The sequence below is a fragment of the Candidatus Desulfofervidus auxilii genome, from assembly GCA_030262725.1.
GTDB lineage: Bacteria > Desulfobacterota > Desulfofervidia > Desulfofervidales > Desulfofervidaceae > JAJSZS01.
This window is the reverse complement of the sequence record JAJSZS010000005.1, coordinates 1-14,721: the sequence shown is the minus strand read 5'-3', so window position 1 is coordinate 14,721 and position 14,721 is coordinate 1. Positions and strand designations below refer to the sequence as shown.

The following is a 14,721-nucleotide window of genomic DNA, read 5'->3' as shown; positions in this document are numbered from 1 at the left end:
TTTAATAAAAATTTTCTACATCTTTTTTAACAATTTTTGCAAGACCAGCTACTTTTTCATCTTTTCCTAAATTTATTAATTTGACTCCTTTTGCTTGTCTTCCCATAACAGAAATATCTTCTGACTTTAATCTAATGATTTTTCCTAAGTTAGTTATCAACAATATTTCATCAGAATTTTCCACATGACACATTCCAATAACATTTCCTGTCTTTTTAGATGGCTTTATAGCAATAATACCTTTTCCACCTCGATTTTGTGGTCTGAAAAATTCCACAGGGGTTCTTTTTCCATAACCATTTTCTGTAATAATTAAAATATATCCTTTATTTTTATTTAATGTTTCCATACCAATTACAACATCATCATAACCTAAATCTATTCCTTTTACACCTTTAGCTGTTCTTCCCATAAATCTAATATTTGTTTCTTTAAATCTAATACATTGTCCTTTCCTTGTAAGTAGAAATATTTCGTTTTTTCCATCTGTAAGACGACCTGCTACTAATTCATCTTCAGAATCAATAGTAGCTGCCTTAATACCTCTAGTAGTAGTTGAGAGAAAGGCAAATTCTTTAATGGATGTCCTTTTAATAAAACCTTTTTTAGTTACTATAGTAATAAAATAATCATTTTCAAAATCTTTTATTGGTAAAATAATGGCAATTTTTTCTTGAGGTGATAAACGAAGAAGGTTAATAAGAGGCTTACCTGTAGCTATACGTCCTGCTGTAGGAATTTCATGCACTTTTAAGGCATATGCAATGCCTTTAGAAGTAAAAATAAGTAAATAGCTATGTGTGGAAGCAACAAATATGTCTTGGACAAAATCATCTTTTTTTACTTCTGTTCCAATAATACCTTTTCCTCCACGTTTTTGACTTTTATATATATCTAATTTAATCCTTTTTATGTAACCACGATAGGTAATAGTAACTACTACTTCTTCATCAGGGATCAAATCTTCAATTGAAATAATCTCTTTCTTTTCTCTTATTTCTGTTTTACGTGCATCAGCATAAGTTTCTTTTAATTCTTTAAATTCATCTTTAATAATTTCATTTACCAAAGCTTCACTACTTAAAATTGATTCATAACGTTCAATATCTTTAATTAAATCTTTGTATTCTTTAATAAGTTTTTCTCTTTCTAATTGTGTTAAACGTTGAAGGCGCATATCTAAGATTGCCTGTGCTTGAACCTCTGAAAGAGAAAATCTCTCAATTAAATCTTTTTTAGCTGATGTTGGACTTTCTGCTTTTCGAATGAGGCTAATGATTTCATCTAAATGATTTAATGTTAACATTAAACCTTCTAAAATATGAACGCGATCTTTTGCTTTTTTTAATTCAAAACGAGTTCTTCTAATAACAATTTCTTTACGATGCTCGATAAAATGAAAAAGTAAATCTTTTAAATTAAGAAGCAAAGGACGATTATTTACTAATGCAAGCAATATAATGCCATAACTTATTTCTAATGGAGTGTATGTATAAAGTCTGTTTAAGATTACCTGCGCATCTTCTCCTTTTTTAAGCTCAATTACTACACGAATACCTTCTCTATCTGATTCATCCCTTATTTCAGAAATACCTTCCAATTTTTTCTCTTTAATTAATTCTGCAATTTTTTCTACTAATTTTGCTTTACATATTTGAAAAGGAATCTCTTTAATTACAAGAAAAGTTTTTCCTTTTTTTTCCTCTATTTCAACTTTACCTCTTATATAAATGATTCCTTTACCTTTACTATATGCTTCTTTTATTCCCTCTATACCATAAATAATGCCACCTGTAGGAAAGTCAGGACCAGGGATTATTTTCATCAGTTCATCTAAAGAAATGTTAGGATTTTCAATACAGGCAATAAGAGCATCTAATACTTCTCCTAAATTATGAGGAGGGATATTTGTAGCCATACCAACAGCAATGCCTGCTGAGCCATTGACAAGTAAATTTGGTAAACGAGATGGCAAAACAGATGGTTCTTCTAATGTACCATCATAATTTGGCACCCAATCAATGGTTTCTTTTTCAAGATCTCGAAGTAATTCTTGTGCAATACGACTCATGCGTACTTCAGTATAACGCATAGCTGCAGGTGGATCGCCATCAATAGAACCAAAATTTCCCTGTCCATCTATTAATGGATAACGGAGAGAAAAAGATTGAGCCATTCTTACAAGCGCATCATAGACAGCAGCATCACCATGAGGATGATATTTACCAATAACATCACCAACAATTCTAGCAGATTTTTTATAAGGTTTATCCCATTCATTACCAAGTGTTTTCATAGCATAGAGAATACGGCGATGTACAGGTTTTAATCCATCACGGACATCAGGCAATGCCCTTCCAATTATCACACTCATAGCATAATCTAGATAAGAACGCTTTAACTCCTCTTCTAAACGCACTAATTCTATTTTTTCTCTTAAAACTGCCATATCTACTCCCTGAAAGAATTAATTGAGAAATTTATAAAATTGTATCATTTTCTAAATATGGTGTCAAAAATTTAAAATTTTAGTCTTGCCCGAAAAATAGCTAGGGATTAATATGAAAAAAGTTTAAATTTAAGGAGAAAAAATTGTATTCAGAAGAATTAAAAGAAAAAATAGAAAAACTCTTAAAACAAAAGGAATTTAAACAAACTATTGAATTATTAAGGGAAATTCATCCAGCAGATATTGCTGAGCTTATAGAAAATCTTCCTGATGAAGAGGAAAAAATTCAAGTTTTTCAATTACTTGATGTAGATATTGCTTCAGAAGTTATTGTTAAACTTTCAGAGGATACTAGACGCCTTATTTTAGAAGAACTTACTCATGGACATTTAGCTGATATTGTTGAAGATTTACCTTCTGATGAAGCTGCTGATATTATTGGTGATTTACCAGAAGAAAAGGCTAAAAAAGTTTTAGATCAAATACCACCAAAAAATCAAGCAAAACTTAGACATCTTTTACGTTATCATGAAGAAACTGCCGGCGGTCTCATGCAAACAGAAGTTTTAACTTTACCAGCAGACATTACAGTAGAAGAAGCCATTGAAAAAATAAGAAGTTTATCAGAAGAAACAGAAGAAAAATATCATGCAATTTTTATCGTTAATGGAAAACATCAATTATTAGGTATTATTCCACTTTATAAATTAATAATTGCTCCTCCTTATGAAAAACTTTTTGCTATTATGGAAAAACCAGAAGTAGTTATAAAAGTAGATGAAGATCAAGAAGAAGTAGCTAAAAAATTTCAAAAATATGATCTTGTTTCTGCACCTGTCGTAGATGATCAAGGAGTTTTGTTAGGGCGTATTACTATTGATGATATTATTGATGTTATTGAAAAAGAGACTTCAGAAGATTTTTATCGTTTAGCTGGTACAGATGTAGAAGAAATAGTTTATGGTGATGAAATATTAAAAATTTCTCGGGTTAGATTGCCTTGGTTAATAACTAATCTCTTTGGTGGCTTGCTTACAGGTTTGATTATGTGGTTTTTTAAACGTACTATCGGAGAAGCAATTGCGTTGATTAGTTTTATACCTGTTATTACTGGTATGGGGGGAAATGTAGGTATTCAATCTTCTACTATTACAGTAAGAGGATTGGCTACAGGAAGAGTTAGGTCTTTTAATTTTAAATATCATTTGATAAAAGAAATTAAAGTAGCTTTTCTCATGGCCAATATCTGTGGGGCAACTGTAGGTCTAATTGCTTTTTTATGGCATGGAGAAGCAATATTGGGTTTAGTTGTAGGATTAGCTATGTTTTGTGCTATGACTGTTGCTGTTTTAATGGGAACTTTAATGCCTGTTATTTTACGTAAATTAGGAGTGGATCCAGCAGTAGCTTCTGGCCCCTTTGTTACTACAGCCAATGATGTTGTTGGTATTTTGATTTATATGATTATTGCCACTATTTTTTTGAAATATTTAAGTGGATAGTGTATAAAAACCCCATTTTGTTTATAATAAAAACTTTAAAGTCTGTTTTTGAAAGACCCTTTTTTTTCTCTGAAATAATAAAACAAATATATATTATTGGAGCAGATGGACTTCCTTTAATTGCCACAGCAGCTGCAGCAGTAGGCATTGTTTTAGGACTTCAAACAGGTGCTACTTTACACCGATTTGGTGCTCAAAAATATATAGCTGCCATTGTTGGTCTATCCATTGTTAGAGAATTGGGGCCAGTTCTTACTGCCTTATTAGTAGCTAGTCGTTCAGGATCAGGTATTACTGCTGAAATAGGGGCAATGAAAGTTACTCAACAAATTGATGCATTAAGAGTAAGTGCTATTTCTCCTTTAAATTATTTAGTAGTGCCTCGTTTAATTGCCTGTACTATTTGCCTTCCATTACTTACAGTAATTGCTGATGTAGTAGGCATTATTGGTGGTGGAATTGTAAGTGTATTTACAGGTTTGAGTACTGCAGGCTGGTATGCAAAAGTAACTGCTCAATTTATTGAATTTGAAGATTTTTTCCCAGGTTTAATAAAAGCAGCCTTTTTTGGAGGAATAATTGCTTGGATTTCTACTTATTTTGGTTTTAATGCCCCTAGAGGTACTCAAGGGATAGGAAAGGCAACTACAACTGCTGTAGTTACAGCCTGTCTTGCTATTCTTATCTCTGATGTCATTTTAACAAAGATTTTACTTATGGTTTTTTCATAATGAAAAGCATTGTCTGTGTACAAAATTTAAAAAAATCTTTTGGTACTTTAAAAGTATTACGTGGGATAAGTTTTGAAGTCTATTCAGGTGAAACAGTTGTTATTCTTGGCGCGAGTGGAAGTGGAAAATCAGTATTATTACAAATTCTTGTAGGATTATTGTCAGCTGATGAAGGTAAAATTTGGGTACATGGTTATGAAGTTACACGTTTTCGTCATGAAAAGGAATGGTATCCCATACGATTAAAAACAGGCTTTTTGTTTCAAGCTGGTGGTCTTTATGATTCTATGACAGTTTATGAAAATATTGCTTTTGCTTTACGTTTTCATTTAAAGCTTCCTGAAACTGAAATAAAGAAAAAAGTAAAAGAGGTTCTTTCTGCTGTTCAATTAGAGGGGATAGAAGATAAATACCCTGCTCAACTTTCTGGAGGTATGCAAAGAAGAGTTGCTTTAGCTAGGGCTATCGCTCTTAATCCTCCTTTAATACTTTATGATGAGCCAACTACTGGTCTTGACCCTATTCGCTCAGCTGTTATTAGTGAACTTATCCGTCATCTTCAAAAAACATATGGCATTACTTCTATTGTTGTTACTCATGATTTAAATTGTGCTTTTAAAGTAGCTGATAGGCTTATGTTTTTACATGAAGGGAAAATTCTAGTTACAGGTGATGTTGATACATTTAGAGAGGATAAAAATCCTTATCTTAAACAATTTCTTGAAGGTAAAATAGAAGGGCCGATTAAGGAGTAAAAAATGAAAGAAAAATGGGTTTTTATTTTAAAAACATTATTATTTCTTATTTTTTCCTTTGCCTTATTAGGAACAGTTATTGTTTTTCTTGGAAAAGAAAGACAGACCTTTAAACGGACATTTATTTTAAAAACTAAATTTAAATCTGTTGCAGGGCTTTCTCAAGAATCTCCTGTTTACCGCTATGGACTTAGAGTAGGACATGTTGCTCGTTTTCGTTTTTTAGAAAATGGTCAAGTTGAAGTAATTATGCGTATTGAAGCTCGTTATCATAAGCAAATTCGAAAAGGTTGTTATGCAAAGATTGTATCTGTAGGTATTTTAGGTGATAAGGCAATAGATATTGTTGGAGGGGATGACCCAAATGCACCAATTTTACCTTATGGAAGTGTTATTAATTCAATAGAACCATTTCAATTGGAAGATTTTATCTCACAATTATATCCTGTAATTGAGAATGTTACAAAAGTTGCACAAAATTTAGCAGAAATTACAGAAAAAATAAAAAGAGAGCATGAAACATATCGTCAAATTTTCTACAATATAGAAAAAATTACTAATGACTTAGCTGCAGGGAAAGGGACTTTGGGTGCTTTATTGCAGAAAAAAGACCTTTATCAAGAAACTTTAATTACTATACGTCAGTTTAATGAATTGATTTTCCGCTTACAAAAAAATACTAAAGAACTTCCTATAATAGCAAATGAGACTAAAAAGACTATTCAACAAATGCAAATATTTTTTGTTCGTTTAGATAATTGGTTAAATGAAGCAGAAAAATTGATAAAAGACTTAAAATATGTAGGAGAGAAAGCAAAAATAGCTTCGAAAGATTTACCAATAGTTGTTGAAAGGCTTCGTACTGCTTCAGAAGGAGCGGTAGAGGTTATAGAAGCAGCTAAAAAGAGTTGGTTTATTCGCCGCTATTTAAAATTGCCAAAAGAAAAAAAGGAGAAAAAAGAAAAAAAGCCTAAATTAAAAGAAGAAATGCCGTCAAAGATTATATGGGATTAACCGACCATAGCTAATTTTAGTTTTTCTCCCCAATAATGATAAAGATAATCTTTAAGATAAGTATGATTTGGTAATTTTAGTTCAGGGTCTTTAGATACAATTTTAAATGCAGCTTTTCTAGCTTCTTTAAGAATTTTTATATCACTTATAATGTCGGCAAATCGAAAATCTGGGAAACCTGCTTGTTTAATTCCTAAAATTTCTCCTGGTCCACGTAACCGTAAATCTGCTTCAGCAATCTTAAATCCATCATTAGTTTTAACCATAACTTTTATCCTTTCCTGAGCTAATGGGGTAATCTTTTTTGGTGTAAGCAAAATACAATAAGCTTGCTCTTTCCCTCTACCCACACGTCCTCTTAATTGGTGTAATTGAGCAAGTCCAAATCTTTCCGCATGTTCAATAACCATTACAGTAGCCTGAGGAACATCTACTCCTACTTCTATTACTGTAGTCGCTACTAATATATCTATCTTGCCTTGCCTAAATGCTTGCATAATATTTTGTTTTTCTTCGGCTTTTATCCTCCCATGAAGTAAAGCAAGGCGGAATTTGGAAAAACGCTTTTTCAAATCCTCATACATGGTTGTAGCAGCTTTTATGTCTAAAGTGTCAGATTCTTCAATTAAAGGATAAACAATATAAATTTGGGCATCTTTTGCAAGCATCTTTTCTAGAAATTGATATACTTCTTCTCTCTGTTCTTCCCAAAAATGTAAAGTTTTAATAGGCTTACGACCAGGTGGCATCTCATCTATTATAGATATATCTAAATCTCCATAAAGGGTCATTGCTAGGGTACGAGGGATTGGGGTAGCTGTCATTACAAGCACATCTGGAGTATTACCTTTTGTTATTAGTTTTGCTCGTTGAATAACACCAAAACGATGTTGTTCATCAATAATAACTAATCCTAATTGAGCAAAATTGACTTTTTCTTGAATTAAAGCATGTGTGCCAATAACTAAATGGTAATTTCCATTAGAAATTTCATCATATATTTTTTGTTTTTCTTTCAATTTTAATTGGCTTGTAAGAAGTGTGATTTTAATAGGAAGATCTTTAAACCATTTTTTAGTAGTAAGGAAATGTTGTTCTGCCAAAATTTCTGTAGGTGTCATAATAGCCACTTGATAATTAGATTCAATGGCTATAAGGGCTGCCAATAAAGCAATAATAGTCTTACCACTGCCTACATCTCCTTGTAATAAACGATGCATAGGTCGAGGAGAAATCATATCTTGTTTAATTTCAGTAAATGTTCTCTGTTGAGCTTTAGTTAAAGTAAAAGGAAGATTTTTTAAAAAAGGCTCAATATAAATACCAGTTGGAGAAAATGAGATACCCTTTTTTTCCAAAAAAGATTTGCGTTTTAAAGCTAAGCCTAATTCCAATAAAAAGAATTCTAAAAATTTAAGAGTATAATGAAAAGGAGAAGTTTTTCTATTAAGGGCAGAAACAGAATTATTTATTTCTGGTGTATGTAAAGATAAAACCGCCTTCCATAATGGGAGCAAATTATATTCTTTTCTGATTTCCTCAGGTAAAGGACAACCAAGAAAAGATGCATAATTTAAGGCAATCTTTTGCATAATATGGCGTAATTCTTTTGGATAAACACCATCTATTTCTGGATAAATAGGTACAATTTCTGGTTTGATTTCTTTTTTCCAATTTACTTCTGGATGATATATAATCTTTTCTCCACCATATTGATAGATTGTGCCAATAAAAGTTACAGTACGTCCTGGTTTAAATTCCTTTTGCATATATTTTAATTTAAAATTAAACCATACACCTGATAAGTATCCAGTCCCATCAGAAATAACAACTTTATACAATTTGCGCTCACCTTGCTTTATGGGAGTTATTCCGCTTGCTATAATCTTTCCCTGAATAATGGCAGTTTCTTCTGGTTTTAACTCCTCAATACGTTTAAAATGACGATGGTCAACATAGCGTGTAGGTAAAAAATAAAGGAGATCTTCTAAAGAAAGAAGTCCCTTTTTTTGAAAAATCTTTTTCCATCTTGTAGAAAGTAAAGGTATATTATCTATTGCGGTAAGTAATACTTCAAAACAAGGAGGAGGTTGATATAAATTTTTTATGAGTTTTATAATTTGATCTACTCTATTTTGTTTTTCTAATCTTGAAGCATTATCAAAGCCTTTAATAATATCTCTTAATTGATTAAGGATTGTCTGTTGCCAAGGAGCAGATAAGGGCATAAGTTTTTCTATCATGATAGAAACAAAGCTTTCAAGAAACTTAATTTTTTCTAAAGCTGCATAATTATTTCTTTTAGCTAGCAAAAAAGGACGGAGAAGTTTCTCAATAAGTTTTTCAAAAGATTCCATATTAATAAATCTTTAATCCAGTAATTTTTAAAATATCTTCAAGTCTTATTGCCCCCTTTCGCAAACAGCAAAGATTTTCTGTGGTAACATCTATAATAGTGGAAGCAAGACCTCCTTTTGTCTTTCCCCCATCAATTATTGCATCTATTTTATTTTTTATTTCCTGATCTATTTCTTCTATAGAAGTTGGAGGGGGATTGTTAGACAAATTAGCACTGGTAGTAGTAATAGGGAGGTTAAGATTTTTAACAAATTTTTGGGTTAAAGGATGACTTGAAATCCTAATAGCAATTTTTCCAGTACTTGCAATAAGATTTGATGGAACAGTTTCTTTTGCTTTAAAGACAAGAGTTAAAGGCCCAGGCCAAAAATGTCTAATTAATTCTTTAGCATATGGTGATATTTCTTCTACAAGTCTTTCTAGCCAGGTTATGTCTGGAATAAGGATACTAATAGGTTTATTAATTGGACGTTTTTTTATATAAAAGACTTTATTAATAGCCTTTTTATCTAAGGCATTTGCTCCTAAGCCATAAAATGTTTCAGTGGGATAAACAATTACCTTTCCTTCTTTTATTATTCTAACTGCCTTTTCGATTTCAAAAGAAGAAAGAATCATAGCCATCTTAAATTTATTTTACACTTAATCTGATTTAAAAAAAGACCTATTTTTTTCTAAAAATGGTTGATTTTTTTCTCATTCATGGTTTATTAAAAAAGTATGGAGATTACTCAAATAAGACAAATTATTGTTAGGTTTGTCACAAAAATTCGTCTTCCTGAATACGTATTTTTAGTCCTTGTAGCTTTTATAATTGGTACTTTTTCTGCTTTTGGTAGCTATCTTTTTTTAAAAGGAGTAGAATTTTTATGGGAACATTGCTTTCTCCCTGCACTTACTTTTTGTCAATCTTCTTTTTTTAATCGCATTATAATTCCATTTTTGCCTCTCACAGCCGCATTTTTATTGTTTATTTTAACTAAATTATTTTCTTCTCAAATTTATGGTTATGGATTTCCTACTTTTCTAACCAATGTCAATTTAAGAGGCGGTGTAATTCGAATTAAAGATATGTTAGGAAGAATTTTAGGTTCTCTTGTTACTTTAGGTCTAGGTGGTAGTGCTGGACAAGAAGGCCCAATTGCCCAAATTGGAGGATTAACAGGTGCTATTATAAGTCGTTTTTTTGTTGCTTCTGAACAAAGAAGACGCACTTTTATTGCTTGTGGGTCAGCAGGTGCGATTGCTTCTGTTTTTAATGCCCCTATTGCAGGTGTTTTTTTTGCTCAAGAAATTGTGCTTTTAGGTGATTTTGAGCTTACTAATTTTATGCCAGTAGTTGTATCTTCTGGTATGGGAACTATTATTGCTAGAATTTTCTTTGGAAATAAACCTATCTTCCAATTACCACCCTATAGTTTTATCACTTATTGGGAATTGTTTTTCTACATAATTTTAGGGATTTTTCTAGGACTGCTTGCTTACCTTTTCATTCGTGTCTTTTATGCAATAAAGGAAAGTTTTTCCAATTTACCTTTTTCACCTTACTTTAAACCATTCATTGGATTTTTTCTTGTAGGTTTAATAGGTATGTTTTTCCCTCAAATATTTGGTGTTGGTTATGCTCAAGTGCAAACGGTTTTGGATGGGCAAATGGAACTTAACTTAATGCTTATATTAGTATTTTTAAAAATTTTTGCTACTGCTATTACATTAGGGTCTGGTGGTGTGGGAGGAATGTTTTCTCCTGCCTTCTATATTGGAGCTATGGCTGGTGGGAGTTTTGGTGCCATTGTTCATCATTTTTTCCCAGAAATTACAGCAACCTATCCAGCTTATGCTGTTGTAGGTATTGCTGCTTTTTTAGCTGCTCTTACTCATGCACCAGTTACAGCTGTTTTTTTAGCTTTTGAAATGACAGGCGATTATTATATTATTTTGCCTATTCTTTTTGCTTCTGTTATAGGAGTAATAATTGCCTATGCCTTTAGTCGTGATTCAATAGATACATATGAATTAAGCCAAAAAGGTATTAATCTTCATGCAGGTCATGAAAGAAATGTTTTAGCTTCTGTTAAAGTTAAGGATGCTATGACACATAATGTTGTTGTAGTTCCAGAGGATATGACTTTTAGTGAATTTATCCGTTTTGTAAGAGATAAAAAACATACTTGTTTTCCTGTTGTTAATAAAAAAGGTGAATTGTGTGGCATCATTTCTTTTCAAAATTTTAGAGAAATGTTGGCAGAAGAAGGCCCTAAAGATCACATCCGTGTAAAAGATATGGGGACAAAAGAAGTGATAACAGCTCATCCTGAAGACAGTCTTGAGAAGGCAATGGATAAGATGAGGTATCATCATATTGAAAGATTACCTGTGGTTGATCCTAATAATCCTAAAAAATTAGTAGGATTTTTATCTCAAAGAGATGTTTGGGCTGCTTATAATAAGGCTCTGTTAACTCGTATGAGAGGAGAGGAGGAAGAATAAGTTATTTATCAAGGAAAAAAATTCCTAAAAAAATACCGCTTAACATAAGAAAGGCACAGAAAATAAAGGTAAGTTGAAAATCAAGATGTTCTGAAAGTACTCCTCCAAGAGTAGGTCCAATAACCCAGCCTATACTCCAAGCAGTATTATAAATACCCATAGCTTCACCTCTTTGTCTTTTTGGTGCTAAATCAGCGATTAAAGCAGTAGCACTTGCTACCATAGCTGTCCAAGCCATTCCTTCTATTACTTGAATAAAAAAGAAATGAGTATAATGTGAACTAAATGCATAACCAAGAAATACTAATATAAAAGCAGCCATAGAACTTAAAAGTACATTCTTTTTCCCCCATTTATCTGCCAATTTTCCCCAAAGTGGAGCAGTGACAGCACCGGCAAGAGCACCACTAGTATAAATAAATCCAATCTGACTTTTTGTTGCTCCTACTTTAGCAAAAAAAAGAGAAAGAATAGAATAAACCATCCCAGAACACACCATAAAAGGAAAAATGACAAAACAAACAATATAAACTTTCTTTAACATAATTTACCTCTTGATTTTAGAAATTATTTATGATTTTAAAACTTTCGATAAGTTTATAATATAAAGCTTATGATACCAAGATGGTTAGAGAAAAGGCATGAAATTTTATGGGAGGCATTTCAAAATTCTCCTTTTAAGTTTGAAGATGCGGCTAAAGTATTGAAAGAAAAAAATCAAGATAACGAAGACCAGGTTAATGTCTTTCTTTCAGAGCTAAGAAAAAAGGGATGGCTTACAGTAGAATTTGATCCTCAAGATGCAAGAAAAAGGATATATAAACTAAAAAGTAAAAAAGAAATAATCTTTAACTTGCTTTCTGTTAGCAAGGAAGAACTTACAAGGGGTGAACTTGAAGCACTTTTAAAGAAAGCAGCAGACCTTATCAGAACAAGGGTAGATTATACTTTTATTTTAACTTTGCTTTTTTATAAAAGAATCTGTGATAAATGGGAAAAGGAATTCAAAGAGGCTTATAAAGAGGCTTTAGCAGATGGCTTAAGCGAAGAAGAAGCGAAAGAAGAAGCAAAAAACGTAGTATATCATGATTTTGATATCCCTGAAGAATTCCTTTGGGAAAAACTAAGAAGAGAACCCTCTCGCCTTCCAGAAAATTTTTCTAAGGCAATGAAAGCATTAGCAGAGAGAAATCCAGAGCTTAGAGATGTCTTTGAGAATGTGGATTTTGTTCAGTTTACAACTAGTAGGGAAAATGCAGAAATTTTAAGACAACTTGTTGAGTTATTTAGTGCAAAATCGCTTCATAATGTCTCTCCTGATATTCTAGGAGATGCCTATGAATGGATTTTACATTATTTTGCACCACAGAAGGCAAAAGAAGGAGAAGTTTATACACCTAGAGAGGTTATAAAATTAATCGTAGAAATACTTGCTCCAAAACCAGGTGAAAGCATCTATGACCCAGCCTGTGGCTCAGGTGGCATGCTTATTGTTTCTTATAAATATGTGGAAAATGAACATGGTCGTAAAGAAGCAGATAAACTTTTTCTTTTTGGACAGGAGGCCAATCATAAAACCTTAGCCCTTGCCAAGATGAATCTTTATATCCATGATATACGCAATGCCCAACTAGTGCTTGGAGACACCCTCCTTTATCCCAAATTTAAGGAAGGAGAAGGTATAAAAAAATTTGATATTGTCATAGCTAATCCCCCTTGGAATCAGGATGGTTATGATGAAACAGTGCTAAAAAAAGGGGAGTTTTGGAAAGAAAGGTATAAATTTGGATTTACACCAAGACAATCTGCAGACTGGGCTTGGATACAGCACATGCTTTCATCAGCAAAGGATGATACAGGCAGAGTAGGTGTAGTCATAGATAATGGTTGCCTTTTTAGAGGAGGGAAGGAAAAGGTTATAAGAACACAGATTTTAAATGCTGACCTGATAGAAGCTGTTATTCTTTTGCCAGAAAAACTTTTTTATAATACTGGTGCACCAGGGGCAATCATTATTCTTAATAAAAATAAACAAAATAAAAATAAAATTTTATTTATAAATGCCAGCAAAGAATATGAACAACATCCAGAAGTAAGAAAACTAAATCGTTTGGGGGATGAGCATATAAAAAAAATAGCAAATGCTTATAAGGAATTTAAGGATATAAAGGGCTTTTGCAAGGTAGTAAGTTTAGATGAAATAAAAGAAAATGACTATAACTTAAATGTTACTTTATATATATTCCCAGAAGAGGAGATAGAGGAGATTGACATTGCTAAAGAATGGAAGGAGCTTATGTGGATTGAAAAGGAACTTAGTGAGGTTAATAAAAAAATAGAAGCATATTTAGTAGAGTTGGAGTATGAATAAAATTAAAAATGAACTTAAACAACTGGCAGAAAAATATGACATTCAAATCATTTATGCCTTTGGCAGTAGGGCAAAGGAAGCACTTAATTTAGTTGAAGGAAAGATTGAAAGACTTTCAAAAGGTGTTTCTGACCTTGATATAGGCATAAAGCCAAGAAGAAGACTTAATGTAGAAGAAAAGGTTGAAATTGCCTTAGCTCTTGAAGAAATTTTTGATGTTAAAAGGGTTGATTTAGTAATCATTCCTGAAGCACCTATCTTTTTAGCCCTTGAGATAGTAAAAGGCGAATTGCTTTATGCCAAAGATTTAACTTATGAAGCAGAATATCAACTATACATCATGCGTCAGGCAGCAGAGCTCATTCATTATGAACGCATGAAACAAAAGATGATTTTAGGGTTTTAAATGACACCTACAAAGATTAATAAAGAAGTGGTTACACAAAGAATCTCTTGGGTTTTAAAGATGATAGAGTCTATAAAGGAATTGCCTCTCCAAGATCAAAATGAATTTTTAAAAGACAAAAGAAATGTGGCATCTGCTGAATCTTACTTAAGAAGGGCATTGGAAGCATTGCTTGACCTTGGCAGACACATTTTAGCCAAAGGTTTTGGCTATCCTGCTACAGAATATAAGGATGTAGCAAAGGGGCTTTTAGAAAAAGATATCCTTCCAGAAAAAGAAGCAATTTTATTAAAAAAAATGGCTGGCTATCGTAATCGTATGGTTCACTTTTACCATGAAATTACACCAGAAGAATTATATGAAATCTGTTATTATCATTTGGATGAAATAAAACAGGTGCTAGATAAATTAATAGAGTGGCTGAAGAAAAATAGGGAAAAGATGGATGAGGGGATTTAAATGTTTTTAAGGAGTCAACTATAAGCAATGAGTTGGATTAAAGAGCATCCTTTTAGTAAGCAAAGCATAGATAACTCTAACAAGTTTATGAACTACAGCAAAGATGGCCTTTTTAAAGGGCAGACCCTGAGAAAGGCGTCTTTTAAAATAGTTTTTAAAAACACAGTTAAATCTAATTCCTTTATG

General features: G+C 32.2%; 12 protein-coding genes. 8 read left to right on the top strand and 4 right to left on the bottom strand.

Going from position 1 to position 14,721, the window contains the following annotated elements:
• Position 1: 1 nt before the first annotated feature.
• The gene (gene gyrA / locus LWW95_03910; protein MDL1956185.1) at positions 2–2,449 is read right to left on the bottom strand and encodes a DNA gyrase subunit A; all 2,448 of its coding nucleotides are present in this window, start codon (positions 2,447–2,449) and stop codon (positions 2–4) included.
• 143 nt (positions 2,450–2,592) lie between these two features.
• Here gyrA and mgtE point away from each other — a divergent pair, with 143 nt between their 5' ends.
• The 4 genes from mgtE to LWW95_03890 are packed head-to-tail and all read left to right on the top strand — an operon-like array spanning position 2,593 to position 6,451.
• Positions 2,593–3,951: a magnesium transporter gene (gene mgtE, locus LWW95_03905; GenBank protein MDL1956184.1), complete on the top strand. Its 1,359-nt coding sequence runs from the start codon at positions 2,593–2,595 to the stop codon at positions 3,949–3,951.
• A 17-nt stretch (positions 3,952–3,968) separates the two neighbouring features.
• Entirely contained in the window at positions 3,969–4,682 is a 714-nt protein-coding gene (locus LWW95_03900; protein MDL1956183.1) for an ABC transporter permease, read from the top strand.
• Complete coding sequence (locus LWW95_03895) at positions 4,682–5,437, top strand: ABC transporter ATP-binding protein (protein MDL1956182.1); 756 nt, start codon at positions 4,682–4,684, stop codon at positions 5,435–5,437. The genes LWW95_03900 and LWW95_03895 overlap by 1 nt, the downstream gene beginning before the upstream one ends.
• Before the next feature lie 3 nt (positions 5,438–5,440).
• On the top strand, positions 5,441–6,451 hold the full coding sequence (locus LWW95_03890) for an MlaD family protein (GenBank protein MDL1956181.1): 1,011 nt from the start codon (positions 5,441–5,443) through the stop codon (positions 6,449–6,451).
• Here the strand turns inward: LWW95_03890 and recG are convergent.
• Both recG and LWW95_03880 read right to left on the bottom strand, forming a co-directional pair.
• Positions 6,448–8,808, bottom strand: a complete 2,361-nt coding sequence (gene recG, locus LWW95_03885; protein MDL1956180.1) for an ATP-dependent DNA helicase RecG — start codon at positions 8,806–8,808, stop codon at positions 6,448–6,450. The two genes, LWW95_03890 and recG, sit on opposite strands and share 4 nt — an antisense overlap.
• Before the next feature lies 1 nt (position 8,809).
• Positions 8,810–9,433, bottom strand: coding sequence for a threonylcarbamoyl-AMP synthase (locus LWW95_03880; protein MDL1956179.1), 624 nt, complete (start codon positions 9,431–9,433; stop codon positions 8,810–8,812).
• Positions 9,434–9,529: 96 nt separating this feature from the next.
• Here LWW95_03880 and LWW95_03875 point away from each other — a divergent pair, with 96 nt between their 5' ends.
• Positions 9,530–11,299, top strand: coding sequence for a chloride channel protein (locus tag LWW95_03875; GenBank protein ID MDL1956178.1), 1,770 nt, complete (start codon positions 9,530–9,532; stop codon positions 11,297–11,299).
• A gap of 1 nt (position 11,300) precedes the next feature.
• On the opposite strand, the gene LWW95_03870 is transcribed toward LWW95_03875, so the two are convergent.
• Positions 11,301–11,843 (bottom strand): MFS transporter, encoded by a 543-nt coding sequence (locus LWW95_03870; protein ID MDL1956177.1) that lies wholly within the window; start codon positions 11,841–11,843, stop codon positions 11,301–11,303.
• A 69-nt stretch (positions 11,844–11,912) separates the two neighbouring features.
• On the opposite strand from LWW95_03870, the gene LWW95_03865 reads away from it, so the two are divergent.
• Genes LWW95_03865 through LWW95_03855 form a run of 3 tightly spaced genes read left to right on the top strand, consistent with a single transcriptional unit; the run spans position 11,913 to position 14,535 of the window.
• Positions 11,913–13,670 carry a type I restriction-modification system subunit M gene (locus tag LWW95_03865; GenBank protein ID MDL1956176.1) on the top strand — a complete coding sequence of 586 codons (1,758 nt, stop codon included), beginning with the start codon at positions 11,913–11,915 and terminating at the stop codon, positions 13,668–13,670.
• On the top strand, positions 13,663–14,076 hold the full coding sequence (locus LWW95_03860; GenBank protein MDL1956175.1) for a nucleotidyltransferase domain-containing protein: 414 nt from the start codon (positions 13,663–13,665) through the stop codon (positions 14,074–14,076). The genes LWW95_03865 and LWW95_03860 overlap by 8 nt, the downstream gene beginning before the upstream one ends.
• Positions 14,077–14,535 carry a DUF86 domain-containing protein gene (locus LWW95_03855; protein ID MDL1956174.1) on the top strand — a complete coding sequence of 153 codons (459 nt, stop codon included), beginning with the start codon at positions 14,077–14,079 and terminating at the stop codon, positions 14,533–14,535. It begins immediately after the preceding gene.
• Positions 14,536–14,721 lie beyond the last annotated feature (186 nt).

Bases quoted from the DNA above. Each gene is read 5' to 3' on its own strand.
- gyrA (MDL1956185.1), bottom strand. From the start codon at position 2,449: ATGGCAGTTTTAAGAGAAAAAATAGAATTAGTGCGTTTAGAAGAGGAG.
- LWW95_03895 (MDL1956182.1), top strand. From the start codon at position 4,682: ATGAAAAGCATTGTCTGTGTACAAAATTTAAAAAAATCTTTTGGTACT.
- LWW95_03890 (MDL1956181.1), top strand. From the start codon at position 5,441: ATGAAAGAAAAATGGGTTTTTATTTTAAAAACATTATTATTTCTTATT.
- recG (MDL1956180.1), bottom strand. From the start codon at position 8,808: ATGGAATCTTTTGAAAAACTTATTGAGAAACTTCTCCGTCCTTTTTTG.
- LWW95_03880 (MDL1956179.1), bottom strand. From the start codon at position 9,433: ATGGCTATGATTCTTTCTTCTTTTGAAATCGAAAAGGCAGTTAGAATA.
- LWW95_03875 (MDL1956178.1), top strand. From the start codon at position 9,530: ATGGAGATTACTCAAATAAGACAAATTATTGTTAGGTTTGTCACAAAA.
- LWW95_03870 (MDL1956177.1), bottom strand. From the start codon at position 11,843: ATGTTAAAGAAAGTTTATATTGTTTGTTTTGTCATTTTTCCTTTTATG.
- LWW95_03865 (MDL1956176.1), top strand. From the start codon at position 11,913: ATGATACCAAGATGGTTAGAGAAAAGGCATGAAATTTTATGGGAGGCA.
- LWW95_03860 (MDL1956175.1), top strand. From the start codon at position 13,663: ATGAATAAAATTAAAAATGAACTTAAACAACTGGCAGAAAAATATGAC.
- LWW95_03855 (MDL1956174.1), top strand. From the start codon at position 14,077: ATGACACCTACAAAGATTAATAAAGAAGTGGTTACACAAAGAATCTCT.